At 66.3% G+C, this 23,730-nt stretch carries 25 protein-coding genes and 1 riboswitch; of the genes, 16 read left to right on the top strand and 9 right to left on the bottom strand.

Annotation, left to right across the window (positions count from 1 at the left end):
* Position 1: 1 nt before the first annotated feature.
* The 8 genes from CH296_RS13240 to CH296_RS13275 all read left to right on the top strand — a co-directional run bounded on the left by CH296_RS13240 (position 2) and on the right by CH296_RS13275 (position 6,872).
* The gene (locus CH296_RS13240; RefSeq protein WP_094684952.1) at positions 2–2,059 is read left to right on the top strand and encodes an FUSC family protein; all 2,058 of its coding nucleotides are present in this window, start codon (positions 2–4) and stop codon (positions 2,057–2,059) included.
* Between the two features lie 34 nt (positions 2,060–2,093).
* Positions 2,094–2,738 (top strand): HEAT repeat domain-containing protein, encoded by a 645-nt coding sequence (locus tag CH296_RS13245; protein WP_094684953.1) that lies wholly within the window; start codon positions 2,094–2,096, stop codon positions 2,736–2,738.
* Between the two features lie 9 nt (positions 2,739–2,747).
* Entirely contained in the window at positions 2,748–3,722 is a 975-nt protein-coding gene (locus tag CH296_RS13250) for a HEAT repeat domain-containing protein (protein ID WP_094646712.1), read from the top strand.
* Between the two features lie 22 nt (positions 3,723–3,744).
* Positions 3,745–4,086, top strand: a complete 342-nt coding sequence (locus CH296_RS13255) for a plastocyanin/azurin family copper-binding protein (RefSeq protein WP_032395540.1) — start codon at positions 3,745–3,747, stop codon at positions 4,084–4,086.
* A gap of 19 nt (positions 4,087–4,105) precedes the next feature.
* Positions 4,106–4,516 (top strand): DUF2752 domain-containing protein, encoded by a 411-nt coding sequence (locus tag CH296_RS13260; protein ID WP_094684954.1) that lies wholly within the window; start codon positions 4,106–4,108, stop codon positions 4,514–4,516.
* Positions 4,517–4,628: 112 nt separating this feature from the next.
* A complete protein-coding gene (locus CH296_RS13265; RefSeq protein WP_032395188.1) occupies positions 4,629–4,826 on the top strand; it encodes a hypothetical protein in 198 nt (65 codons plus the stop codon).
* A gap of 151 nt (positions 4,827–4,977) precedes the next feature.
* On the top strand, positions 4,978–5,625 hold the full coding sequence (locus CH296_RS13270) for a GntR family transcriptional regulator (protein WP_176459167.1): 648 nt from the start codon (positions 4,978–4,980) through the stop codon (positions 5,623–5,625).
* Entirely contained in the window at positions 5,622–6,872 is a 1,251-nt protein-coding gene (locus CH296_RS13275) for an MFS transporter (protein ID WP_094628616.1), read from the top strand. The genes CH296_RS13270 and CH296_RS13275 overlap by 4 nt, the downstream gene beginning before the upstream one ends.
* Here CH296_RS13275 and CH296_RS13280 read toward each other — a convergent pair.
* Positions 6,793–7,482 (bottom strand): DUF6518 family protein, encoded by a 690-nt coding sequence (locus tag CH296_RS13280; protein WP_179277717.1) that lies wholly within the window; start codon positions 7,480–7,482, stop codon positions 6,793–6,795. The genes CH296_RS13275 and CH296_RS13280 overlap by 80 nt on opposite strands.
* 99 nt (positions 7,483–7,581) lie before the next feature.
* On the opposite strand from CH296_RS13280, the gene CH296_RS13285 reads away from it, so the two are divergent.
* The gene (locus CH296_RS13285; protein ID WP_143546360.1) at positions 7,582–8,196 is read left to right on the top strand and encodes a hypothetical protein; all 615 of its coding nucleotides are present in this window, start codon (positions 7,582–7,584) and stop codon (positions 8,194–8,196) included.
* A 100-nt stretch (positions 8,197–8,296) separates the two neighbouring features.
* On the opposite strand, the gene CH296_RS13290 is transcribed toward CH296_RS13285, so the two are convergent.
* Both CH296_RS13290 and CH296_RS13295 read right to left on the bottom strand, forming a co-directional pair.
* The gene (locus CH296_RS13290) at positions 8,297–9,634 is read right to left on the bottom strand and encodes a M1 family metallopeptidase (protein ID WP_094684956.1); all 1,338 of its coding nucleotides are present in this window, start codon (positions 9,632–9,634) and stop codon (positions 8,297–8,299) included.
* A gap of 6 nt (positions 9,635–9,640) precedes the next feature.
* Positions 9,641–13,585, bottom strand: a complete 3,945-nt coding sequence (locus CH296_RS13295) for a Pls/PosA family non-ribosomal peptide synthetase (RefSeq protein ID WP_256980444.1) — start codon at positions 13,583–13,585, stop codon at positions 9,641–9,643.
* A 212-nt stretch (positions 13,586–13,797) separates the two neighbouring features.
* A riboswitch (SAM riboswitch) is annotated at positions 13,798–13,913 on the top strand.
* Between the two features lie 54 nt (positions 13,914–13,967).
* Here CH296_RS13295 and CH296_RS13300 point away from each other — a divergent pair.
* Positions 13,968–15,299, top strand: coding sequence for an aminotransferase class V-fold PLP-dependent enzyme (locus tag CH296_RS13300; protein ID WP_094684958.1), 1,332 nt, complete (start codon positions 13,968–13,970; stop codon positions 15,297–15,299).
* A gap of 155 nt (positions 15,300–15,454) precedes the next feature.
* Positions 15,455–15,955 carry a hypothetical protein gene (locus tag CH296_RS13305; RefSeq protein ID WP_094684959.1) on the top strand — a complete coding sequence of 167 codons (501 nt, stop codon included), beginning with the start codon at positions 15,455–15,457 and terminating at the stop codon, positions 15,953–15,955.
* A 20-nt stretch (positions 15,956–15,975) separates the two neighbouring features.
* Here CH296_RS13305 and CH296_RS13310 read toward each other — a convergent pair whose 3' ends face one another.
* The 3 genes from CH296_RS13310 to CH296_RS13320 form a co-directional block, all read right to left on the bottom strand.
* Positions 15,976–16,449: a YbaK/EbsC family protein gene (locus CH296_RS13310; protein WP_032395181.1), complete on the bottom strand. Its 474-nt coding sequence runs from the start codon at positions 16,447–16,449 to the stop codon at positions 15,976–15,978.
* A 109-nt stretch (positions 16,450–16,558) separates the two neighbouring features.
* Positions 16,559–17,542 carry an allantoicase gene (gene alc, locus CH296_RS13315; protein ID WP_032395180.1) on the bottom strand — a complete coding sequence of 328 codons (984 nt, stop codon included), beginning with the start codon at positions 17,540–17,542 and terminating at the stop codon, positions 16,559–16,561.
* Between the two features lie 4 nt (positions 17,543–17,546).
* Positions 17,547–18,551, bottom strand: coding sequence for a hypothetical protein (locus CH296_RS13320; RefSeq protein ID WP_094628604.1), 1,005 nt, complete (start codon positions 18,549–18,551; stop codon positions 17,547–17,549).
* Positions 18,552–18,603: 52 nt separating this feature from the next.
* Between CH296_RS13320 and CH296_RS13325 the strand changes: the two genes are divergently transcribed.
* Positions 18,604–19,248: a TetR/AcrR family transcriptional regulator gene (locus CH296_RS13325; RefSeq protein WP_176459165.1), complete on the top strand. Its 645-nt coding sequence runs from the start codon at positions 18,604–18,606 to the stop codon at positions 19,246–19,248.
* A gap of 28 nt (positions 19,249–19,276) precedes the next feature.
* A complete protein-coding gene (locus CH296_RS13330; RefSeq protein ID WP_032395178.1) occupies positions 19,277–19,501 on the top strand; it encodes a DUF6480 family protein in 225 nt (74 codons plus the stop codon).
* 13 nt (positions 19,502–19,514) lie between these two features.
* Here CH296_RS13330 and CH296_RS13335 read toward each other — a convergent pair whose 3' ends face one another.
* On the bottom strand, positions 19,515–20,012 hold the full coding sequence (locus tag CH296_RS13335; RefSeq protein WP_032395177.1) for a 2-oxo-4-hydroxy-4-carboxy-5-ureidoimidazoline decarboxylase: 498 nt from the start codon (positions 20,010–20,012) through the stop codon (positions 19,515–19,517).
* Between the two features lie 119 nt (positions 20,013–20,131).
* Between CH296_RS13335 and CH296_RS13340 the strand changes: the two genes are divergently transcribed.
* The 3 genes from CH296_RS13340 (at position 20,132) to CH296_RS13350 (ending at position 22,581) form a co-directional block, all read left to right on the top strand.
* Complete coding sequence (locus tag CH296_RS13340; RefSeq protein ID WP_032395176.1) at positions 20,132–20,959, top strand: crotonase/enoyl-CoA hydratase family protein; 828 nt, start codon at positions 20,132–20,134, stop codon at positions 20,957–20,959.
* Position 20,960: 1 nt separating this feature from the next.
* Positions 20,961–21,425, top strand: a complete 465-nt coding sequence (locus tag CH296_RS13345) for a MarR family winged helix-turn-helix transcriptional regulator (RefSeq protein WP_032395175.1) — start codon at positions 20,961–20,963, stop codon at positions 21,423–21,425.
* 85 nt (positions 21,426–21,510) lie between these two features.
* Positions 21,511–22,581: a GGDEF domain-containing protein gene (locus CH296_RS13350; RefSeq protein ID WP_094628598.1), complete on the top strand. Its 1,071-nt coding sequence runs from the start codon at positions 21,511–21,513 to the stop codon at positions 22,579–22,581.
* A gap of 48 nt (positions 22,582–22,629) precedes the next feature.
* Here the strand turns inward: CH296_RS13350 and CH296_RS13355 are convergent, their stop codons facing one another.
* On the bottom strand, positions 22,630–23,079 hold the full coding sequence (locus CH296_RS13355; RefSeq protein WP_032395173.1) for a PAS domain-containing protein: 450 nt from the start codon (positions 23,077–23,079) through the stop codon (positions 22,630–22,632).
* Between the two features lie 63 nt (positions 23,080–23,142).
* Positions 23,143–23,634 (bottom strand): inorganic diphosphatase, encoded by a 492-nt coding sequence (locus CH296_RS13360; protein ID WP_032395172.1) that lies wholly within the window; start codon positions 23,632–23,634, stop codon positions 23,143–23,145.
* Positions 23,635–23,730 lie beyond the last annotated feature (96 nt).

Here is a 23,730-nt window from a genome sequence, read left to right on the forward strand (position 1 = left end):
AATGAAGCGCCTCGCCCGGATCCTCGACGCCTCGGACCCGGGGCAGGTACGGCTGCGCAGTGCGTCGGCTACGACGCTGACGGTGCTGTTGGCGATGGTGACGCTGGTGCTGACCACACGCGCCATCGGCCAACCGGTGACGGTGGCGATGCTCGGAACCGTCGTGGCGATGCAGGCGTCGGCGGCGGTGAAGGACAGTGATCAACGCAGTCGGCTGATCACCACCGCGCTGATGGCACTGCCTGCGTCGGCGGCAGTGACGTTGGCGGCGTTGCTCTCCGAACTCGGCAAGGTGGCCGACGTCGGATTCATCGCGGTCCTCTTCACGGCGGTGTGGGTGCGCAGATTCGGCCCTCGCGGTACGGCGTTGGGGATGGTGTCGTTCATTTCGTACTTTTTCGCACTGTTCCTGCGTGCGACACCGGAGCAACTGCCGATGTTGATCGCGGCCATCCTCGGCGGCTTGCTGATCGCCCTGTTCGTGCGGGCCGTCGTCTTCCCGGACCGGCCGGTCGTGGAGGTGCGCCGGTTGCTGTTCGCGATGCGAGCGGTATCGGCCTCGGTGCTCGAGGCGGCCTCTGCAGGGCAGAGCCGCGACCTGAACCTGGTGCGCCGCAGACTCGACCGGCTCGGCAACACCGCACTGATGATCGACGACTGGCTCGACCGACACGATGCCGGACAGCTGCTCAGCGTCACCAGCGCCGATCTGTCGCTCCGAGTGTTCGACGCCCAGATCGCGACCGAGCAACTCGTCAGCTCACTGTGGGCTCTCGATCCTAGCAAGCCGTGGCCGACGGCCCTGGGGCAGGCGACCACCGCGCTCGGATCGTGTCTGCAGAACACGCCGTCCTCGGAGCAGCTGCGGGCCGCTCGACGGTTGGCGGCGGCAGCGGCCGAGCGGGCCGATCCGTCCACCCCCGCCGGAATCGCGACGGTGTCCGCGCAGCGAGCCGTCCAGGCGCACATAGCCATTCATCACATCACCACCAATGCCGTCTCGGCGTCGACGGCCCCCGATATCGGCCCGTCCGAACCCGCGGCCGAGGACACCCCGAGTGGTCTGCATCCCAGCACCAAGGCTGCCGTTCAGGTAGCCGTCGCCACGAGTGCCGCAACGGTACTGGGCGAACTCGTCTCTCCCGACCGCTGGTACTGGGCGGTGCTGACGGCCTTCCTGGTGTTCACGGGGGCGTCGACTCGGGGTGAAATCCTCACGCGGGCAGGCCAACGCGTTCTCGGAACGATTGCTGGCGTGCTCGCCGGGGTGGTGATCGCCGCGTTGGTGGGCAGCAACCAGCCCGTGCAACTGGTGCTGATCGTGGTCTGCGTCTTCTTCGCGTTCTACCTGGTGACGGTCGCGTATGCGCTGCTGTCGTTCTTCGTGACCATCCTGCTCGCGATGCTCTACGGGTTGCTGGGCACGTTCAGTATCGAGGTGCTCGAGCTTCGCATCGTCGAGACAGCTGTCGGTGGTGCCGTCGGAATGGCGTCGGCCTACTTCATCTTCTCGACCAGCACCCGAAAGACACTGGTGAGCAACGTCGACACCTACCTCGAGCAATTGGATGCGTTGATCGAGTCCAGTGTCGAATCCGTTCTCGCGCCGGGAGGTGCAACCGACCTGGTGGCGTCGACGCGCACACTCGACAACGCCCTCAAAGACGTTCTGACGTCCGGTAAGCCGCTGGTACTCGGGCCGACGACCCGAAGCAGACGCGGCGCGAAGCGACTGTTGCGGGTGCTGGCCGTCAGCGGTCGGTCAGCGCACGCACTGGCCCGGGCCGGTGTGCTGGCCTCGCGTGCCGACCCGGACACGGCACCCTCGGCAGAGACCGCCGGAGCTCTACGCGACGCCGCGGCCCTGGTACGCGAGACCGCACGCCAGGTGGAGGCAGTTGTCGCCGGGGATCACGTCGAACCGCCCGAAAAGATCACCGAGACAACGGTATTGGACGTACTGCTCACCTCGACCAGCGCGCCTGGTCCGCTGCGGGGTGCGGTGCGGGCACTGAACACGATGAACCGAACACTCGCCGATGTGTTGACTCGGGCTTGACCTTCACACCGTGACAAGGTCTTGGCTGACCGTCATGAACTCGATGAATCTCGTAGGTGGGGCACTTCAACACAGCAATCCGTCGGTTCGATTGAGGGCAGCGCTCGACCTCGGGACGGCACCGGACCCACAGTATCTAGACGCCCTGGTGCAGCGGTGCGCCGTCGAACCCGATTTTCAGGTGCGGGAGATGTTGACCTGGGCCTTGATTCGCCACCCTGCGTCGCTGACGGTTCCGCGGCTGATCGATCAGGTGCGATCCGGTGGAGCTCTGGCTCGCAGCCAGGCGCTGCACACGTTGTCCAAGGTCGAGGACCCGTCGGCGTGGCCGGTGATCACCGAGGATCTGATTTCCGACCCCGACGACGAGGTGGCACGAAGCGCATGGCGAGCCGCGGTGGTCCTGGTGCCGATCGGTAGTGAAGGGCAGTTGGCCGCGATGCTGGGTACCCAACTCGGTCGAGGCGGGTACGACGTTCAGCGAAGCCTGAGCCGTGCGCTGGTTGCACTCGGATCGGTGACCGAACCGATGGTGCGCCGGGCCGCGTCGAGCACGAATGATTCGGTTCGTGCCCACGCGCTGGCCACCGAGGTGCTGCTCCGAGACCCGGATGCGGGGTTCGCGGTGTCCGAGGCCAAGCGCATCGATGCCCTTGGCGTAGACGACACGACGGGGTGAGATGGAGCGATGTTGATCGGTGAGGTGGCGCAGCGGTCGGGCGTCAGTGCGCGCATGCTCCGGCACTACGACCGGTTGGGGCTCGTGTGCCCCACCTCGCGCAGCAGCACCGGTTACCGCGAGTACGCGCCGGAGGATGTTCGACGCCTGTTCCACGTCGAGTCGCTGCGTTCGCTCGGGTTGTCGCTGAGCGACGTCGGTCGCGCGCTCGACGACCCGAGTTTCGCGGCCTCCGGACTCGTCGACGAGCTCGCCGCCCGAGCCGAGGAGCGAATCGCGCGCGATACCGAGTTGCTCACGCGGTTGCGTCGAATCGGCGACGCGCGGCCGGAGGACTGGGAAGACGTACTGGGAACCGTCGCGCTGCTCGGTGACCTGCAGTCGGTCAGTGCTGGGACCCGACAGGCAGCGGCGCTGGCCTCGGTCGGCGATCGGCCCATCCCGGCGGACGCGTTGGCCGAAGCCGTGCTGCGTGAGCCTGCGCCGAACGTCGCGGGGGCACTTCGATGGGCACTCGCGCAGTCGGGCGGCGATTCTCTCGAGGTGCTCCGGCAGGGTCTCGGTTCACCGGACCCCCAGATTCGACGCCGCGCGGTGGATACCGTCGTCGAGATCGCTCACCCTGACGCCACCGACGTGCTGCGAGAGGCGCTCACTCACGACGACGAGCAGGTCCGGCGGATCGCGGCGCTGGAACTCGGTGCGCGCGGGGTGGCCGACGCGATCCCGACGCTGATCGAGATGGTCTTCGAGGGCACCAACGACGTGGACGCCGCCGATGCCCTGGGCATGCTGGGACCCGCAGACTCGATCGTGGCGGCACTGATGGACGGGCCGAGTGATGCGTCGACGCGGCTGCGAGTGACCCAGGCACTGGCGAGTATTCCGGGGAAGGCAGCCTCGCGCGCCCTGCGGGAGCTGACCCGAGACACCGACCGCTCGATCGCGCTGACGGCCGAATACGTCCTCGGCCGACGGGAATGACCCTTTGGGTACCGTCGACGGTATGAAGGCTTTCGGACTCCTCGCAGTCCTGACGATCACGTTGACGGCGTGCTCCACCGCAACCACCCCCGCCGCACCCACCGAACCCGTTGCCGAGAACCAGGTGACCGTCGCCGATCGGATGTACTCGCCGAAGACACTGACGATCTCGGTGGGAGACACCGTCACCTGGGTGTTCGCCGACCGCGGCATGGCCCACAACGTCGTCGCCGACGACAACTCGTTTCGCAGTCAGATCATGGAAACCGGACAGTTCACGCACACCTTCGACACCGCGGGCACCTTCACGTACCACTGCACGCCGCATCCGGACATGACGGCATCCATCGTCGTCGAGCCCTGAAACTCCTAGGCTCAGGGGCATGACGGCACCGACCCGATCGCGCAGCATCGCCGCACCCCTCGGTGTGGCCGCTGCCGCTGTCGGTGGGGCAGTACTGCTGCACGTCCGCGACCCCCGCACGTCCACGTATCTGCCGTGCCCGTTCCACGCTCTGACCGGACTGTGGTGCCCCGGATGCGGCACGACCAGGGCGCTCGGTGACCTCACTCGCGGAGACGTCGCCGCGGCCGCGTCGAGCAATGTCGTTGCGGTGATGTGCGTCGTCGTGGCCGTCGGACTGTGGGGCCTGTGGCTCAGGGCTCGCTGGATGCAGATACCTCTGGCGTTGCCTGGCCCGAATCGTCTGGCCGCCGCTGTGGTGCTCGCCCTTTTGACCGTCTTCACCGTGGTGCGCAACACCCCATGGGGCACCGCGATCGCCCCGACCTGACACAACTAGGAGTAGCTGTGCTGCTGGAAATTTTCTCGATCATCGTGCTGGTGGGCGTGCTCATCGCGCTCATCCCCACGGCCCGCCGCGTGTTCAAGAAAGGTGACGACGAATGAGCGACTCTCTGCGGGATCGCGTCCGCGCGAAACTCCTCGCACAACTCGCCGACGACGGAGGCACCGCCGCCGAACAGGCCGAGGGAGACGACCCACGGTTGAACGCCCTGCGCGACGACCTCGACGCACTCGACGCGGCACAGGACGGGGATCCGGTGATCGACGACATCGCCGCACGGCACTGGGTGCCCTGACCGACCCCGCCCCGCCGGCCCCGCCGCCCTTGGGGAGTCAATGTGACGTTCAGTGGCCTCTTCGACGGTCGATGTCACGTTGAGTGGACATTTGGGGTGGCCGAAATTGGTGCACAGTTGAGGTGCATCTAGTATCTATGTTGTGTCCGAGATGAGATCTGCCGCCGATACGGCGTATGCGACGGTCAAGGAGCTCATTGTCTCGGGGGAGCTTCCCGGCGGTGAGCTCGTCAGTGAGGGCGAGATCGCGTCGCGCCTCGAGATCAGTCGCACTCCCGTACGCGAGGCATTTCTGCGGCTTCAGGTCGAAGGATGGATGCGCCTGTATCCCAAGCGTGGGGCACTGGTGGTGCCGATCGCGGTGGGTGAAGCAGAGAGTGTCGTCGATGCGCGCAGGCTGGTCGAATCGGGCAGCGTCCGAGCGTTCATCGCGGACGCCAGTGCCCGTGAGTCCGTGGTGGCCGCCCTGCGCGAGAACCTGCAGCTACAACAGCAGCTGGCCGTGAACGGGACCGCCGCACAATTCAGTGCCGTCGACGCCGACTTTCATCGCACCGTCGTCCACGCCGGCGGCAACCCGTTGCTCGACGCGTTCTACGACGGACTTCGCGAGCGTCAGCGGCGGATGACGGCAGCCTCGGTGACGCGTGATCCGGGTCAGATCTCGCGCATCGTCGACGACCATCGCCGACTCACCGATCTGATCGAGGCCGGCGACGCAGACGGATTCGAGCAGGCCGTCGAACGACACATGCTCGGGGTGCACGGCCTACGACCGGACAGAGGGGGAGCACGATGAGCGAAACGCTCACGAACGATCGAGACCTCGAGCTGACTGCACGACGCTGGCTGCTGGTCGCGTCGGGCATGTTCGCCGTGGCATGGGGCGGCAACGAATTCACACCGTTGCTGGTGATGTATCGGCTCGATCATGGCTTCTCGGCCGTTGTGGTCGATACGTTCCTGTTCGCCTACGTCCTAGGCATCATTCCGGCGATGCTGATCTGCGGTCCGCTCTCGGATCGGCTCGGTCGACGCCCGATCATGTTGCCCGCCCCCGCAATTGCCGCGGCCGGGTCCATTCTGATCGCGCTCGGACCCGACAACGCCTACATGCTCTTCGGTGGCCGTGTACTCAGCGGCATCGCGCTCGGAATCGGTATGGCCGTGGGCGGGAGCTGGGTCAAGGAACTCTCGAGTCGCGACTCCAGCGCCAAGCCCGGTGCCGGAGCGCGCCGCGCCGCGATGTCGCTGACCGCCGGCTTCGCCCTCGGTGCCGGAGTCGCAGGCGTGCTCGCACAATGGGCACCCTGGCCGACGCACCTCGCCTACAGCGTGCACGTGGTGATCTGCATCGCCGCCGGTATCGGCATGCTCTCGGTCCCCGAAACGCGCACTGCCACAACGGCGTCGAAGAACAAGCGGCTGCTCGACGACCTGAGGATTCCGTCCGCATCGCATCGCCGATTCCTGTTCGTCGTATTGCCCTTGGCCCCATGGGTGTTCGGTGCCGCGAGCGTCGCCTACGCGGTGCTGCCGTCACTGATGGCGGATGCTCTGGCCGACGAGCCCGGTGGCGGCTATCCCGTCGCGCTCTCCGCTGCGATGGCCGTGATCGCCCTCGGCTCCGGCTTCGCGATTCAGGCCGTCGGACGTCGGATCGACACACCCGCCAACGCGCGGGGGGCACTGGTTGCACTCACTCTCCTGGTGGTCGGCATGGCCGTTGCTGCCTGGGCGGCGTCGGTGCTCACCATTGCTGCGGCGCTGATCGCGGCAGCGGTCCTCGGCTGTGGGTACGGCATGGCGTTGGTCTCGGGTCTGCAAGAGGTGCAACGCATTGCGGGCCCTGATGACCTCGCCGGCCTCACCGCGGTGTTCTATTCGCTGACCTACCTGGGCTTCGCGGTGCCTGCCGTTCTGTCGGCGCTCACCGAGACCTGGCCCGGGGTGGTCACGTATCCGATCATCTTCGGATTCGGCGCAGTGATGGCGGCGCTGTGCGGACTGGTGGTCCGGTCGAAGACATCTGCTCACTTGCCGTAGGACGGAGTCTGGAACTGTTCTGCGATCCGAGCTGCTTTCGTCGCCGGCGCATCAGCACCGCGGCACCGACCGTTCCCGCTGCGATGAGGACTACGCCCGCGGTGATACTGGCGACGCGCTCCGGCCACGGCAGTATCGTCGGCACGCTGAACATGCCCCGAAAGAACGGCTCGATCACCGCCCCAGCGGGGACGACCAGACGCGCGATCGAACCTGACGGGCCGCCGCCTCGTGCTGCGACCCCGACCAGACCCAACGGGCCGCCCATGACAAGGGCGAGAGCGAACCATACTCGGTTCCCCGCCCACACGGTCTCGTCGAACATCCCGAACAGCTGACCGACACCGTAGTGCACCACCAACGCCAGCAGACTCGCGACGATCCCCGCCGCGAATGCATGCAGCGGACGGCGGACCAGCCAGCCGGACAGGATGGGCAGGCCGGCCCATACGGCACCCGAATTCACCAACTTGCTGAAGGTCGAGCGCACGGCCAGCAATGTGTTTGCCTCAGCGGACAACTGGCTTTCGCTCGTGATGTTCGAGGCGAGCGACACGAGAGCCACCGTGATCGCGGCTGCAATGACAAGTCCCCACCACCGTTTCGCCATCAGCGGATGGTACGCAGGCATCGTGCGGTTTTCCGAACAGACGGAGGTCTCCGCGAGTGGGTGCGAGCCGACCCGTTCGGCTCTAGGATCAGCGGCATCATGCTGCAGTCCTCGCGCACGGTCCCGCCGCATCGGGTTCCTCCGACGGTGGTGCTCGCGGGTGCGACCGTATGGAACCGGCGTGAGGCGTACTGGTTCCTGATCGCGGTGATCGTGCCGGCGGCCTGCTGGTCCGAATATCCGATGGTGGTGCCGTACGTGTTCGCGATCGTTCTGCTCGGGGCGCTGGTGTTTCGTTGCAGACGGGTTGCCTGGTGGGTGTCGATGCTGCGGTGGGGAGTGATCGCCGACGTCGAGACCGTGGACACTGCTCTGCGCGGCGACCGTAACCTTCGCCTCGCGCACGCCACGGGATGGAACGTCCAACGACGTTGGTACACAGGGGTTGTCACTCAATCCACGGTTCGGTACCGGGCAGGGGAAGCGCGCGGGCACCTGTTCGTTCGGGGATTGCCGTTCACCACCGGTGTGGTGCTCGCGCACTCGAAGCAACCGTCGTCTGCCATGGCCATCAGCGACTTCCCCTGCGATCTGCAATTGGACGGCAAGGGACGTTGGGCGGCGTCGTTTCCGAGAGGTTTCTGGCTGCAGGCACTGGCGACGTCGGCGATGTACGGCTACACCGTGGCAGGCCTCGCCCTGTCGCTCTGGTAATCGCTGACGTCACCGGGGATCGGCTCCCCAGACTTGGATTCCGGCCCTCGATTGCAGGCTGAAATCCGAAACTCGGGAGCCGATTCGAAGGCGCCGGGAACTACGGCAACGACGGCATCTGCGTGTCCACTAGCCATGCGTCCCAAAGACTTCGGGGGCAACCGAAGCGGGAGGCGAGGTCGGTGAAGTCCGCCGTTGCGACCGTCGAGTAGCGGTACTTGGAGGTCCATTCCTGGATCAGTCCGAAGAAGCGCTCGTCGCCGATGGTGCGCCGCACGGCGTGCAGTGCCAGTGCACCGCGCTTGTACACGCGGTCGTCGAAGATGCGGGCGGGCCCGGGATCGCTGAGCTGTAGGTCCATGGCCAGTCCGCGCTGAATGGTGTGTGCGCGCTTGGCCTTGTCGTGAGCCGTTGCGCCGCCGGAGTTCTCGGCCCAGATCCACTCGGAGTAGCAGGCGAATCCCTCGTGCAGCCAGATGTCGGCCCACTTGCCGAGGGTCAGCGAGTTGCCGAACCACTGGTGCGCCAGCTCGTGTGCCACCAGACGCTCGTAGTACCGGGAACCGGAACAGTGATTGGCACCGAAGATCGACAGCCCCTGCGCCTCGACCGGAATCTCGAGATCGTCGTCGGTCACCACCACGGTGTACGACGCGAAAGGGTAAGGGCCGTAGAGCCGTACGAACGTATCCATCATCTGCGGTTGACGACCGAAGTCGTGATCGAACTGCGCGCGCAGGCGCGGCGGAGTGATGGCCTTCATCGGCACCGGTCCCGGGCTGACGATGCGATGTTCGTACGGACCGATCTGAATGGTCGCGAGGTAGCTGGCCATCGGCTCGGGCTGCTCGTACACCCACGTGGTGCGGCTGGCGCGAGTCTGCTTGCGCACCAACGTTCCGTTGGCCACCGCGTAGTACGGCGAATCGGTGGTGATGGTGATGCCGTAGCTGGCCTTGGACACCGGATGGTCGTCGCACGGGAACCACGACGCGGCCCCGTTGGGCTGGCTGGCGACGATCGACCCTTCGGTGAGCTCGTCCCAGCCGACCTCACCCCAGAAACCGTTGATGGGCTTGGGGGTTCCGCCGTACGACACCGTCACCACCAGTGCCGCGCCCGACGCGATGGGCTTGGCGGGCGTGATCTTCAGCTTGCCGCGCTGGTGGCTGAACTTTGCCGATCGCGAGCCGTTGACCGACACCTTCGACACGTTCATCGCCGGGCCGAGATCGAACGCGAACTTCGACACCGTCGCCGTGGTGACCGCGGTGATCTTCGCCTTGCCCGTCAGCCGGTTGCTCTCGACCTTGTATTCGAGATCGAGTTCGTAGCGCGAGACGCGGTAGCCCCGATTTCCGTTCTGCGGAAGGTATGTATCGATCGGATTGTCGCTGGCATCGACGTCGAACACCGGTGCCACCAGCCTGTCTGGCACGAAAGATCACCCCTCGTTTCGGTCGTCGCGGATGCGCGGGAAGGGATCCCCCTTGGCCCAGGGCGCGATCGGATTGCCCTGCCAACGAGTATGCGCGGGAACCGTATCACCGCGCATCACCAGGGAGGCAGGCCCCACCGTCGCGCCGTCACCGATTCCCGATGCCGGCAGCGCGACACAGTGTGGTCCCAGTGTTGCGCCTCTACCGAGATCGACCGTGTCCATGGACATGATCCGATCATGGAACAGGTGCGTCTGCACAACGCACCCTCGGTTGACGGTCGCACCGTCGGCCAATGTCACCAGATCGGCCTCGGGAAGCCAGTACGTCTCGCACCAGACTCCGCGGCCGATATCGGCACCGAGCCATCGCAACCACATGTTCAACACCGCTGTGCCCTCGGCAGCGCGCGCGAACCACGGCGCGGCGACGGTCTCGACGAAGGTGTCGGCCACCTCGTTGCGCCAGACGAACGAACTCCACAACGGATGGTCGGTCTTGCCGATCCGGCCCACCCACAGCCACTTCGCCAACGCCGACACCGCAGCGGCCACGAAACCGGCGACGAGCAGCACGAGGCCACTGACCAGTGCCGCCAGCCAGTATCCGACGGCGTCGGCGACGGCGGTCAGCCCGAACAACACTCCGAGTCCGATGCCGAACGTCACGACGACGGGAATCAACCGACACGTCTCGACAAGCGAGCGGGCGACCTTCAGCTTGCGTGCCGGATCGAACGTGCGTGACGAGTCCGCGCTACCGGCGGCTCGACGCAGCCGCACCGGCGGGCTGCCGAGCCACGACGAGCCGGACTTTGCCTTGTCCGGAGTGGCGGACAGCACGGCGACCAGACCGTTCTTCGGGACGGTTCGGCCGGGACCGGTCATGCCGGAATTGCCGAGGAACGCTCGCTTGCCCACCTTCGCATCGCCCAGATGCATCCAGCCGCCGCCGAGTTCGTAACTGGCGACCATGGTGTCGTCGGCGAGGAATGCGCCGTCGGCGACCGTGGTGAACTTGGGGATCATCAGCACCGTCGACGCCTCGACGTCTTTGCCGATCTTCGCGCCGAGCAGCCGGAGCCAATGGGGCGTCAACAGCGACGCGTAGAGCGGGAACAGGAACGTGCGCGCCGAGTCCATCAGGCGCTCGGTGGCCCACACCTGCCACCCGATGCGGCTGCGCACCGGGTGGTAGCCGCCGACGAGGCCGATGCTGAGCACCCGCACCGCAACGACGGTGATCAGCGCGAACACCGCCAACGACACCAGCGTCGCCACGGGCAACATCACCAGACCACGCTCGAAGGCGTCGAGCACGGAGTCGGCGGTGTGAATCCACCAGCCCATCAGCACCAGGCTGACGCCGATCGAGAACAAAGCCATGCCGGACAGGAACAGAGATGCGACGCCGTATGCGAAGACCCAATGGGTTGCGCGTGGTGGAGCTTCCGCGGGCCACGGATGATCGGCCTTGCCGACCTTCTGAGCCGGCGAACCGGACCACATCTGGCCGGCCTTCACGCGTCCGACGACGGCGGAGCCTGCCGTGACGACCGCGTTCTTGCCGACCTTGGTGCCGGGCAGCAGCGTCGAGCGGGCACCGACGGTGGCACCGGCACCGATCTCGATGCCGCCGATGTAGACGAGATCGCCGTCGATCCAGTGACCGGACAGGTCCACCTCGGGCTCGATGGAGCAGCCGTCACCCAACTCGAGCAAGCCGGTGACCGGCGGGAGGGTGTGCAGGTCGACGCCCTTGCCGATCTTGGCACCGAGAGCGCGCGCGTAGTAGACCATCCACGGTGCGCCCGACAGGTTCGACGCACCACTGGCATCGGTCAATCGCGTTGCGGCCCAAAGCCTGATGTGCATACTCCCGCCGCGCTCGTACGCGCCCGGTTTCAGCCCGGCCAACAGGATGCGCGATCCGATCACCGAGATCGCCATGCGGCCGACCGGGGTGATGAACAGGACGAATGCCAGGAGCACCCACCACCAGGACAGCGTCGGAGCCCAGGGCACGTCGCCGAACCAGGACATGATGTTGAACAGCAGTCCGAGCCAGGTGACCCACTGCAATCCGGTCAGGGTGGTCAACGGAACGGTTGCCGCGATCTGCGCCCATTGCGCGGTGCGCGAGGTCGGGGCGACTTCACGGGGAATGGCCTCGACGACCGGCTTCAGATCGTCGAGATACTGCGCCAGCGAACCCAGCCGCGGGTGGTCGTAGAGCTGCGCGACGGTGATCTCGGGGAACCGCTCGCGCAGCGCCGTCACCAATTGCGCCGCCGACAGCGAACCGCCACCGTTGGCGAAGAAATCGGCGTTCTCGTCCGCGATCTGCGCGCCGAGGATGTTGGTCCACAGTTCGGCCACCCACCCCGCCGTACCGCCGAGCGAGGATGCCCCCGCCATGCCGGGCAACGGCCACGGCAGCGCATTGCGGTCGACCTTGCCCGAGGTACGCGTTGGCATCTCGTCGACCAACGCCAGGCGCGGAACCAGCGCCGCAGGCAACTGTTCGGCGAGCAACTCGCGAGCGGCTTCGAGATCGAAATCGGGGTTGGTGCTCGCGAGATACCCGACGAGCACCGAGTTACCGGCAGCCGTCTTGCGGATGGCGGCCGCCGCACCGCCGACGCCCGGAAGTGCTTGCAGCGCATTGTCTATCTCGCCGAGCTCGATGCGTCGACCGCCGAGCTTGACCTGGTCGTCGGCGCGACCCTGGAACAACAGACCTTCGAGCTCCAGCTTGACCAGATCGCCGCTGCGATACGCCCGTTCCCACCCGAGGGACGGCATGGGCGCGTACTTCTCGGCGTCCTTGGCCGGATCCAGATACCGAGCGAGTCCGACGCCCCCGATGACCAACTCACCGACTTCGCCGACCTGCACCGGGGTGCCGGACGCGTCGACGACAGCGAGGTCCCACCCGTCGAGGGGGAGCCCGATCCGGACCGGACCCTTGCCGTCCATGATCGCCGCACAGGCGACGACCGTCGCCTCGGTGGGGCCGTAGGTGTTCCAGACCTCACGGCCCTCGACGGCGAGCCGCTCGGCCAACTCCGGCGGGCAGGCTTCGCCGCCGAAGATGAGCAGCCGCACCGCTTCCAGAGCCACCGCGGGCCACAGCGACGCCAGCGTCGGGACCGTCGAGACGACACTGATGTCGCGGGAGACGAGCCACGGGCCGAGGTCGAAGCCGGACCGCACCAGAGACCTGGGCGCGGGAACCAGACACGCTCCGTGCCGCCACGCCAGCCACATCTCCTCGCACGACGCGTCGAACGCCACCGACAATCCGGCCAGCACTCGGTCGCCCGGACCGAGCGGATCCTTCTGCAGGAACATGCGGGCCTCGGCGTCGACGAACGCCGCTGCGTTGCGATGACTGACGGCAACCCCCTTGGGAGTGCCCGTCGAACCCGAGGTGAAGATGACCCACGCGTCGTCCTGCGGGGTGGGCGGTCCGGCATTGTGTTCGGTGAGGTCGTGCTGAGGAACGTCCTGCTTGGGGGCAGTACCGGCCGCGATGCCGCCCGCGGTGACGATGGCCGTCACCTGCGCCTCGCCGAAGACCAACTCGGCCCTCTCCTCGGGGTCGTCCGCGTCCACCGGCACGTAGGCAGCACCGACCGCGAGGATCGACAGGATCGCGACGTAGAGGGAGAACGAACCCGACGGCATGCGGATTCCGACGCGATCGCCGCGCCTGACACCGGCGTTGGCGAGCCACTGAGCGCCTTCGGCGATGTCGTCCAACAACTCGGAGTAGCTGACCGACACGGCACCGTCGTCGATCGCGGGGGCGTCGGGGAAACGATGTGCCGTGTCGCGGAGGATGTCGATGAGCGTCCGGGCGGGTGGAGCCTGCGGCGAGCGAAGAAACGCCGCCGGGGCAGGTGCTGTGTCCGCGCTCGAACCCGGCAGATCGTTCTCTCGATGCACAGACAACCGGGCGTCCTTCTCGTTCGTTGCAAGTAACTCTGCGTTGGCAAGTGATTCTGTGGTGCTGGCGAGCAGCAGCGCCGTTGGTTATCTCACGTTCTGTTTGCCAGCAGGTGAACGAGCGCGCCTTCCCACCGCGGGAATCCTACTGCGGCGCAGGGGCGAGTCCCGGCTTGACAAAACGGCAGCGAGTTTGCGAGTGTCTTTCCCACGGTCACGAGTACCAGCATCAAGCCCCGGCTAGCTGGTCGGCAACCCTCCTCCGCGGTGGGGTGCTCCGGGTGACGACCAGGCTGATGCCGGAAAACCGGCGCGGCAAGCGCGGACTCGTTCACCACGTCCTTCGGTTGCGGGTCCCTCGAACGTGAGGGCTTGATCTGTCATGACATCTGTACTCTCCCGCCCCTGTGCTCCTTTTGCCCCTGTTTCGGGCACGGATCTACAGGTACCGCTGGTCCACGGCGGCACATGCACTTACGCGAACTTCGATTACGCCGCCAGCGCGCCAGCCCTGGACGCGGTGACCGATCGGATCGCCGAACTGCTGCCGTTCTACTCGAGCGTGCACCGGGGTGCCGGCTACGCCTCACGGGTCTCGACGGCGGCGTACGAGAAGGCTCGGGTGACGGTCGCTGATTTCGTTGGTGCGCACAGTGATTCGGTGGTGGTGTTCACGCGGAACACCACCGACTCGCTGAACCTGCTGGCCGCCTGCGTGCCGGGCGATACCGTGGTGCTCGACATCGAACACCACGCGAACCTGCTCCCGTGGCGCGATCGACGAGTGGTGGTGGCGGCATCGACCCTCGCCGAGACCATCACGCGGCTCGACGTGGAGCTCGCCGCGAAACCTGCTGCACTACTGGCGATCACGGGCGCATCGAACGTCACCGGTGAGGTACTTCCCATCGCGGAACTCGCAGCACTGGCGCACCGGCACGGCGCACGCATCGCGGTGGACGGTGCCCAGCTGGTTCCGCATCGGCGGGTCGACATCGCCGCACTCGGCGTGGACTATCTCGCGTTCTCGGGGCACAAGCTCTACGCCCCGTTCGGCGCGGGAGTGCTTGTGGGCACACGTGATTGGCTCGACGCCGGTGAGCCGCACCTGGCCGGCGGCGGCGCGGTGCGCAGCGTGACCATCGACAACACCGACTGGGCTCCGGCACCGCAGCGGCACGAGGCGGGCACCCCCAACGTCCTCGGCGTTGTGGCTCTCGCTGCGGCCTGCGAGGCCATCGCCGGATTCGACGATGCCGAGCTGCAGGCGCACGAGCAGGAATTGTCGTCCCGACTGCGGCGCGGCCTGGCGGATCTGGACGGCGTCGAGCAGCTCCGGGTCTGGGCCGACGCGCCCGACAGTGTCGGCATCTTCACCTTCACCGTTGCCGGACGCGATCCCGGTGAGGTGGCCGCGTACCTGTCCGCCGAACACGGAATCGGCGTGCGCGACGGCAAGTTCTGCGCACACCCCCTGCTGAGCCGGCTGGGGCACGCGGCCGGAGCGGTTCGCGCCAGTATCGGCCTCGGCAGCTCGTCGGCCGATGTGGACCGACTCGTCGACGCTCTCGACGCCCTGGTCGAGTCGGGACCGAACTGGCACTACGCGGAGGACGCCGGCTGGTGGAACCCGGTACCCGACCCGCGGCCCTTCCCCGAGCTGGCCGACGGGGCCGCCGGGGTTGGATCCCCGTGCAGCCCCGCAGGCCGTTAGCATGGCGTCATGACCGTGAGTGTCGTGTGGACGGGCAACCGTCACTGGAGCAACAGATACGTGGATCTGTGCCGCACTGCGTCCGGGTCGTGTTCGAGTTCGGCTCCGCTCCGACCGAATGCGTTCACCGACTTCCAGAAACAGGATCACCACTCATGTCGCACAACTTCACCCGTGTCGCCGTCGAATTCTCTGCAGGTTGGACCGAACTGACCCTGCCGTCGGACGGTGACGTAGTCCGGATCCAGGCCTCCGACCTGCGCGAATCCCAGCAACACCGGGCCCGGGTGCGGTCCGAGGCAATCGAGCGCGGCGAATCTGCCGACAGCGCAGCAGTGTTTCTCGACCTCGAGATCCACATCGCAACCGACGCGCGGACGGCACGTCGGGAATTCGCCGCAATGGACGCGCCGACCAGCCCGGCGTCGATCCGCTACGTCGGAACACCGGCGGGCCTGGCCAGTTTGATCTCCGATGTCACCGCGGCCGATGTGGCCGACGGCGTGACGTTGACGGTGCCAGGCGATGTCGCTCGCCAGTCGGTACTGATCAACAACGCAGTGTTGCCGCTGCTCGAATCGCGCGGCACCCGACTCGACATCGACGTCGTCGACTCGGTCCTCGGCGCACCCATCGCCCCGACACTCGCGTCCTGAGCCCCGACAGTGGGGCAGGGTCAGGTGACGTCGATCGCCAGACCCGCGGTGATGCGCACCAACTCGGTGAACGTGGACCGAAAGATCGTGTTGGTGTGACCGGCGGCCGCCCACACCTCGGCGTACCCGGCCAGATCCTGGTCGACGAACGTGTCCAGATTGGTGGGGTGGCCGACCGGTGCGATCCCCCCGATCGGCTGCCCGGTTGCGTGCTTGGCCGTGTCCAGGGGCGCGCGCATCAACGTCCCGCCCAGACGCTCACCGGTGTGCTCGAGATGAACGTTGTGGGCACCGGAAACCAGTAGCAGTACCGGCTCGTCGTCGAGCAGAAACACCATCGACTTCACGATCGCGCCTACTTCGACGCCCAGCGCCGCGGCAGCATCGGCGGCGGTGTGCGTGCCCTCAGGGCTGTTGACCACCACACCGTGATGGCCGCGAGAGATCAGAGTGTCGGCAACATGGGCTGCATTCGGATGAAGTAGCCGGGTCATGTGCCAACCCTATTGCCCCGCGACCGTTTACGCAGATGCTTGCTTATCCGGTCATTCCGCAGGCTCCACTCCCGCCCTACTGGGTCATTCCGCAGGGTCCACTCCCGCCCTACTGGGTCGTTCCTGCAGGCTCCACTCCCGCGAGATCACCGAACAGTCTCAATCGCGCCATCCCGCCGTCGGGGAAGATGTCCATGCGCACCTCGGAGACCGGGGTGTCGTGGGTGAGCACGAAGCGATGCCGGGTGTCGGGCTGCAGCGTCGTACGTGGCAACAGTTCGATCCACTCGCCGTCGCCGAGCCGGCCACGCAGAGACGCCGCACCGGGCGCGTTTCCGAGGAAGCAGGTGGTGTCGAGTTCGGCCAGAGAGATGAGCCCGGTGCCGGCGAGCTGCACCTGGACCCAGTCGTTCGCCTCGTTGCGTCGACGCGAGGTCTCCCAGCCTTCACCCATCGACCGTGGGGGTCCGGGGAAGAGCAGGTTGTTGGGCGAGCTGTAGAACATGTTCGAGCATGCCGAGACGTACGCGCCGTTCTCGAGTGCAGCCAGGTCCACCGGCCCGGCAGCGAGAAATTTCGGGTCGGGCTTGCCGCGGCCGAGCACCCGCAACCGCGCCACTCCGCCGTCGGGATAGATCGACAGCTTCACGTGCGTCCACCGAGCATCGGAGGCGACGGTGAACCTGTTCTCGCTGTCGCCGTCGACCGAGCTGCGCGGGACGATCGTGGTCCACTCCGTCTGGGTGTGAAGCTCCTCCGGTGACGGAAAGCCGTCGACCTCGGCGGCCTCGATCGAGATCTCCGGCGGATAGTTTCCGGTGAACCATGCGGTGTCGACGACCACCGCCGAGACGACACCCGGCGCTCCGAGACGAACGATGGCCTCGTCGTAGCCGGCCTCGCGTCGGCGTCGTGTCTCCCACCCGTCGTAGATCTGGCCCTTGTGTCCGAACGTCGCCGTCGAGTAGTCGGCTTTTCCGGGCCGGACGAGATTCTCCTTCTCCGCGAACGTCTCGTCGTTCGCCCACACGACTGCGCCTCCGAGTGTGCGGACGGCGAGATCGGGCAGTGGCAAGGGGAAGTTGGCGGTCATGGGATCACACTTTACTGGTCGCGCGTGGAGCCACCGGGTTGTGTGCGGACCGGCGACGCAGTGCTGCCGCGCCCATCAGCAGCGTGCCGATCACGATGTACAGAGCAAGTGCGAGTGCGGGTTGCCCCAGCCCGGTGCCGGAGAAGTACACGATGCTGCGCACGCCCTCGGTGCCGATGCCCGGAGTGATCCACCGACCGATGGAAGCGTAGAGCGAGGGCAGGACGTCTGCCCCGAAAGCGCCTCCTGCGCTCGGGTTTCCGAGAATCACGAACAGTACGATCGCGGCCGGAACCGCGGCGACCCCGATCAGTGCGCGCAGGCCCATGGTGAACAGACCGGTGGCGAAGACCACGCCGGTACCCAGTAATGCGAGCGGAAACCAATGGCCGGCAAACGTTTCCAGGGCATGGGTGGTGAGGAAGGCGCCGAGTGCACCCGAGGCGACGGCGTAGGCAGCGAGAATCCCGACGTGCGAACAGGTTTCGCGACGCGACTGTGGTGCCCCGATCAGCAGTCCGAAGGCTGCCGCCAGCAGGTAGCCGCCGACGACCCAGCCGACCGAGAGGTAGAAGCCGGACAGCCCCCGGTTGTCGTGTACGCCCACCGGAATCTCGTCGCGGACCACGAACTGGCGACCCTGCGAGGCCTCGACCTCGGTGAAGATCGAGTCGAGGGCGGTGGCCACGGAACTGCCCGCCGCGCTCGCGGTGATGAGGGTGTCCGTTCCGTTGGCACCGATGACGTACGCCCCGAGAATGTCTCGGTCGCGGAGCATTGAACGGACCTCTGCGGTGTCGGCTGCGGTGCGTGCCGCGAGCGGGGTGCCGTCGATGGCGTCGAGGCGGTCGGCGGTCTGCTGGTCCAGCCCCTCGGGGAGGCCGGGCTCGGTCACCACCGCGATGGGGATGGCGTGCGGCGTCGGCTGATGGAAGGCCGAGACGTAGCTGAGGATGAAGCCGAGCTGAAGTACCAGCACCGCGGCAGCGAGCAGTGACATCTTGCGCATGGGTGACTCCTGAATCTTGTCGATACCCGAGGTATTCAATACTCTAGGTTTCGTGAATGCGGAGGAGCAAGAAAAGTGGGGGCCGACACAGGATCGGCGACGACCCCAACGCACCGACGTTCGGGACCGACTGCTCGCCGCGGCAGCCGACGAATTCACCGAACGTGGCTATGCCGCAGCGAAACTCACCGATATCGCCGACAGAGCCGGCTTCACCAAGGGAGCCGTCTATTCCAATTTCGAGTCCAAGCAGGCGCTGTTCGCCGAACTGCTCGCCCGCCGTTCCCTCGACCTCGCCGCCCGCGTACTGGCCCACGTATCCGATCTGGACTCCGGTGCAGCGGCAGGAGCGGGCGGCGGCGAAATAGCGTCCTGGGTGGTGGCCGAACCCCGGTGGCCCCTGCTGACCGTCGAATTCGGCATCCTCGCCGGACGCGACCCTGCCGTCGCCGAGCGCTACCGCACCGACCGTCGCGCGCTGCGCGGGGAGCTCGAACGCCTCATCGCCGAGCACGCAGGGCGGTGGGGAGTCGGCAAGAACTTCGATGCCCGACGCCTCGCGACGTCACTGGCGGCATTGATCTCCGGATTGGCCGTCGAACATTCGGTGGATCCGGAGGAGATCGACGAGGGAGTCATCGCCGACGCGGTGTCGGAGTTGTTCGCGGGAGCGATAGCCAGAACACATCTCGATTGAGCGAGACCGCACCGGGTAACCGCACAAGATGAATGCCCAGAATCCAGACCCCGACGTCACCACAGGACTCGAAGCGGGAGGCGGCGTCACGCCAGGAGACACCCCGCCCGCCGAAACCGGAATCGGCGGTCCGAATCACGAGCCGCCGCAGCGCAGCCGGGTGATGCCCATCGTCGTCATCTGCGTCGTGGCATTGCTGGCGATCCTGATCGCCGGTGGACTGATCGGTCGCGTCGTCGGTTTGTTCGGCTGATCCCCGACCGAGCTCAGTACTGGGGCCAACCGCCTTCGGGCCCCAGCAGGCGATCCAATCTGGTGTGGTTGATCTTCGCCAGCTCGTCGCGCATGATCTTGCGCTCGGTCTGATCGTCGTTGTCGAGGCGATGGCCCAGATCGACCAGGATGTCTCGCGGCTCGAAGCCCTCGGGCTCGAACAACCGGCTGGACGCGTACGGGTAACCGAACCGGTCCTCGTACGCCCTGGCCGCAGTTCCCAGTGCCCCGCGAGTGTCGGTGTCCATGGCCGCGCACACCTTGCTCGGCTCCGGTAGCGTCGCGGCGAGCGAATCCACATCCCCGTCCGAGAGTTCGGTCAGTTCCGCGTCGGCTGCGGCGAACAGGTCAGCCCGTGAGCGGTACCTGCGGCCGTCTGCCACCCTGGACGCCCACGCCACCGAGCAGCAGCACTCGTACAGCGCATGGACCGCCTTGCGGCGCGGCAGATCGTTGAACGTCTCCAGGCCCAGTCCCTGATGCATCAACATGAGTCGATGATGGGCGCGATTCGATGCATGTACCAGAGCTGAGCAGGGACTTAGCGCAGACGTTACGCGCCGTAACATGCGGTGCAGCATTGTGCGACGCTGCCGCTAGGCTCGCAGGCATGACGGAACGAACCTGGAACGCCTTCTCCGTGGAGATCGCGGACCACATCGCGAACGTGACACTTCTCGGACCGGGCAAGGGCAACGCCATGGGCCCGGACTTCTGGAGCGAAAGCCCCGAGCTGTTCGCGCAGCTCGACGCCGATCCCGAGGTTCGGGCTGTCGTGCTCGCGGGCTCGGGTAAGAACTTCACCTACGGACTCGACCTCGCAGCGATGGCAGGAACATTCGGTCCGCTGATGGCCGACAAGGCATTGGCCGGTCCCCGAACGTCGTTCCACGACACCATCAAGACGATGCAGAAGGCCATCAACGCGGTTGCCGACTGCCGCAAACCCGTCGTCGCGGCGGTTCAGGGCTGGTGCATCGGCGGCGGCGTTGACCTCATCACCGCCGCGGACGTGCGGTACGCGAGCGCCGACGCGAAGTTCAGCGTGCGCGAGGTCCGGGTCGCGATCGTCGCGGACATGGGGTCGTTGGCCCGACTGCCCGCGATCATCGGCGATGGCCACATGCGTGAGCTCGCTCTGACGGGCAAGGACATCGATGCCGCGCGCGCCGAGAAGATCGGCCTGGTCAACGACGTGTTCGAGGACCACGACGCCACCCTGGCCGCTGCTCGTGACTGCGCCGCCGCCATCGCTGCGAATCCGCCTCTGGTGGTGCAGGGCATCAAGACCGTGCTCGACCATTCCCGATCTTCCAGCGTCGACGACTCGCTTCGCTACGTCGCGGCCTGGAACGCCGCCTTCCTCGCCTCGCACGATCTCACCGAGGCGATCACCTCGGTGTTCGAGAAGCGACCGGCGCAGTTCACCGGTAACTGACGTGGTCGAGTTCGCCGAGGAACTGGGCACGCAGCTGGTTCGGCTGCAACGCTTGCGCGAGCGGAACATCGCCCAGATCTCGTCTTCGGGCGGTGTCGACGGGGCTGCTTACGTATGCTTGTTCCGCCTGCTGCGCGACGGGCCGATGAGATCCAGTGAGCTGGCCACGATGGTGAACTCGGATCCGTCGACGGTGAGCAGGCAGGTGGCTCAACTGGTCGAACGGGGGCACGTCGAGCGTGTGCCCGACGAGAGAGACGGAAGGGCCTTCGTTCTCGCCGTGACGCAGTCCGGGCGGGACGTGGCCGCGGCAATTCAGCAACGCCGTACCGAATCTCTCGGTCGGGTGATCGAGGGGTGGGATCGCGAGGACCGGGCGTCACTGGTCGCTTTGCTGGATCGTTTCTTGACCGATTACGAAGAAATGAGACCGGACCTTCCGGCCCGACGCGCAGGTAGCGTCTGAGCCGCCGACAGTCGACAAGGGATCGTTTCGTAGAGGTGCGCGACGAGTCGGGACAACCGGTTCGGACGGAGGGGGCGCGGTGCCAATGGATCGCGATCGACCGCCGCACGGTCCGGCGAGCGGACCGCGAGTCGGTTCGGTGAGGCTCGAACGTCGCGTCGCGCTCGGGATCGCCGCCTTGGTTCCCTCGTTCGGTCTGATCGGGGCCATCGCGATGTTCTCCGACGACGGTCCCGCGTGCACGACCGCGAAGGTCGTCTGTCTGCTGGTGCTGATCTCGACCGTCCCGGTGGGAGTGTGGTGGCTTCGGCGTTCGCTGGATGCGTCGCACATGCCCGGGTGGTTCGTGGTGTACGCCGACGTGGGCGTCGCAGCGATGTTGCTCACCTTCGCCGGCCGCGACCTGGCTCTGAACGGGGCGGCCCTGTTCGCGGTGATCGGCATCTACATCGTCTACTTCGCCCGGCGGCGAGTGCTCGGATTCCACATGCTGTTCGTCAATGTGACGGTCGTGGTTCTGGCGGCGCTGGCGCTGGCGGAGGACACTCACGATCTGGCGTCGACCGCCGCCAGGACCCTCGCGACACTGCTGGTGGTCAATTCGGTGCTGGTGTTTCGCGCCGTGATTCAGCATCAACTCGATCTCGCCAACACCGACTCGCTGACCGGCCTGCTCAACAGGCGCGGCCTCGAACTGCGGTTCGAACGCATGATGGCCTCGCTCGACGCGGATCGTTCGGTGGCGTTGATGGTGGTCGATCTCGATCAGTTCAAACAGGTCAACGACACCTACGGCCATGCAGTGGGCGACCGCGTGCTGCGTCGCACGGCTCGTAGATTGAAGAGCGCCACGGGGGCGCGGCCGTGTGTGGCCCGCACCGGAGGTGAGGAATTCACCATCGCGCTGCCGGTCACGGAAGCCGCGGCGCACTCGATTGCCGACGAGATCCGCGAATCCGTCCACGATTCGCTCGACGACGTACCGGTGACGGTCAGCGTCGGTGTGGCGATGATCAACGGCAGCCGCTGGTCGGACGCAGCAGAGTCGGGTGACGGGGAGGACCTGCTGCACAACGTTCTGCTCGACGCCGACGCCGCAATGTACGAGTCCAAGCACGCGGGCGGAAACAGAGCGACGGTGTATGCCGGCGAATGATCCGCCGGCGTACACCGTCGTCGTTCGGGGAAGAACGTGTGACTTCCGTCAGCGCAAGGCGCTCTTGGGGTCGTTCCACAGCTGATCGGTGAAGTCCTCCAACGCGACGAGCACGATGGTGTCCTCGGTGCGGCGCAGAATCGACTTGCTGGCGCGGACCTGCACGATATCGCCGGTCTTGTCGGTCATCCGCCACAGAGAATCCGCGCGGGTGGCCACCGTGGTGAGGAACATGTCCGCGACATTGACGCCCTCCGGTGCCCGGTCGGGGAAGATGTCGTGCAGGTGGAAGTCCTCCCGCTCGGTGCGGTCCAGGCCGAACAGATCGTCGAAGGCCTCGTTCGCGAACACGATGGCACCGGTGGGATCGACGGCAAGGATCGGCACCGGAATTCGGTCGAGGACGACCGTGACCGGCAGATCGGGAAACTGCGTCGGATCCGAGATCGGTCGCGAATCCAGATTGCGCCGATCACCGTTGGAAGTGCTGTCGGTCATGCGTTTCCCCAAACTAGTTTCGTCGGCGTTCGGCCGAGGGCGAGGTGTGTGATGCCGAAACGATCAGTGCTCCGGATTGTCCGCCAAGCGCTTGAATGATGCAGCGATTTCGGCCTCTGCCTCTGCGCGGCCCACCCAGTCTGCCCCGGTGACGTGCTTGTTGGGTTCGAGATCCTTGTAATGGACGAAGAAATGCTTGATCGCATCGAGCTCGAACGTCGAGACGTCGCTCAGATCCTGGATGTGGTCCCAACGAGTGTCGCCTGCGGGAACGCACAGCACCTTGTCGTCGCCGCCGGCCTCGTCGACCATCTTGAACATCGCCACGGGACGGGCTTCGACGATGACGCCGGGGAACACCGACTCGGGCAGCAGAACCAGTGCGTCGAGCGGATCGCCGTCCTCGCCGAGCGTGTTCTCGATGAAGCCGTAATCGGCTGGATACGCCATCGCGGTGTAGAGGTAGCGATCGAGTCGAACACGTCCGGTGACGTGGTCGACCTCGTACTTGTTGCGCTGCCCCTTGGGGATCTCGATGGTGACGTCGAACGGCACGTGCAGTCCTCACTGTCTTCGTTCGGGCCCGACCGGGCCCGAACCGTTGCGAATGTGTCGATGGTGGCGGCGCAAGGCTACCGGACCCGAGGATAC

This window comes from Rhodococcus sp. 14-2496-1d (assembly GCF_002259365.1).
Taxonomy (GTDB): Bacteria; Actinomycetota; Actinomycetes; order Mycobacteriales; family Mycobacteriaceae; genus Rhodococcoides.

Coding starts and splice junctions, on each gene's coding strand:
- CH296_RS13335 (WP_032395177.1), bottom strand. CDS start 20,012: ATGTTGATGCATCAGGGACTGGGCCTGGAGACGTTCAACGATCTGCCG.
- CH296_RS13350 (WP_094628598.1), top strand. CDS start 21,511: ATGGATCGCGATCGACCGCCGCACGGTCCGGCGAGCGGACCGCGAGTC.
- CH296_RS13260 (WP_094684954.1), top strand. CDS start 4,106: ATGACGGCACCGACCCGATCGCGCAGCATCGCCGCACCCCTCGGTGTG.
- CH296_RS13285 (WP_143546360.1), top strand. CDS start 7,582: ATGCTGCAGTCCTCGCGCACGGTCCCGCCGCATCGGGTTCCTCCGACG.
- CH296_RS13340 (WP_032395176.1), top strand. CDS start 20,132: ATGACGGAACGAACCTGGAACGCCTTCTCCGTGGAGATCGCGGACCAC.
- CH296_RS13355 (WP_032395173.1), bottom strand. CDS start 23,079: ATGACCGACAGCACTTCCAACGGTGATCGGCGCAATCTGGATTCGCGA.
- alc (WP_032395180.1), bottom strand. CDS start 17,542: ATGACCGCCAACTTCCCCTTGCCACTGCCCGATCTCGCCGTCCGCACA.
- CH296_RS13280 (WP_179277717.1), bottom strand. CDS start 7,482: ATGGCGAAACGGTGGTGGGGACTTGTCATTGCAGCCGCGATCACGGTG.
- CH296_RS13310 (WP_032395181.1), bottom strand. CDS start 16,449: ATGACCCGGCTACTTCATCCGAATGCAGCCCATGTTGCCGACACTCTG.
- CH296_RS13320 (WP_094628604.1), bottom strand. CDS start 18,551: ATGCGCAAGATGTCACTGCTCGCTGCCGCGGTGCTGGTACTTCAGCTC.
- CH296_RS13245 (WP_094684953.1), top strand. CDS start 2,094: ATGAACTCGATGAATCTCGTAGGTGGGGCACTTCAACACAGCAATCCG.
- CH296_RS13240 (WP_094684952.1), top strand. CDS start 2: ATGAAGCGCCTCGCCCGGATCCTCGACGCCTCGGACCCGGGGCAGGTA.
- CH296_RS13265 (WP_032395188.1), top strand. CDS start 4,629: ATGAGCGACTCTCTGCGGGATCGCGTCCGCGCGAAACTCCTCGCACAA.
- CH296_RS13305 (WP_094684959.1), top strand. CDS start 15,455: ATGTCGCACAACTTCACCCGTGTCGCCGTCGAATTCTCTGCAGGTTGG.
- CH296_RS13300 (WP_094684958.1), top strand. CDS start 13,968: ATGACATCTGTACTCTCCCGCCCCTGTGCTCCTTTTGCCCCTGTTTCG.
- CH296_RS13275 (WP_094628616.1), top strand. CDS start 5,622: ATGAGCGAAACGCTCACGAACGATCGAGACCTCGAGCTGACTGCACGA.
- CH296_RS13270 (WP_176459167.1), top strand. CDS start 4,978: ATGAGATCTGCCGCCGATACGGCGTATGCGACGGTCAAGGAGCTCATT.
- CH296_RS13255 (WP_032395540.1), top strand. CDS start 3,745: ATGAAGGCTTTCGGACTCCTCGCAGTCCTGACGATCACGTTGACGGCG.
- CH296_RS13330 (WP_032395178.1), top strand. CDS start 19,277: ATGAATGCCCAGAATCCAGACCCCGACGTCACCACAGGACTCGAAGCG.
- CH296_RS13250 (WP_094646712.1), top strand. CDS start 2,748: ATGTTGATCGGTGAGGTGGCGCAGCGGTCGGGCGTCAGTGCGCGCATG.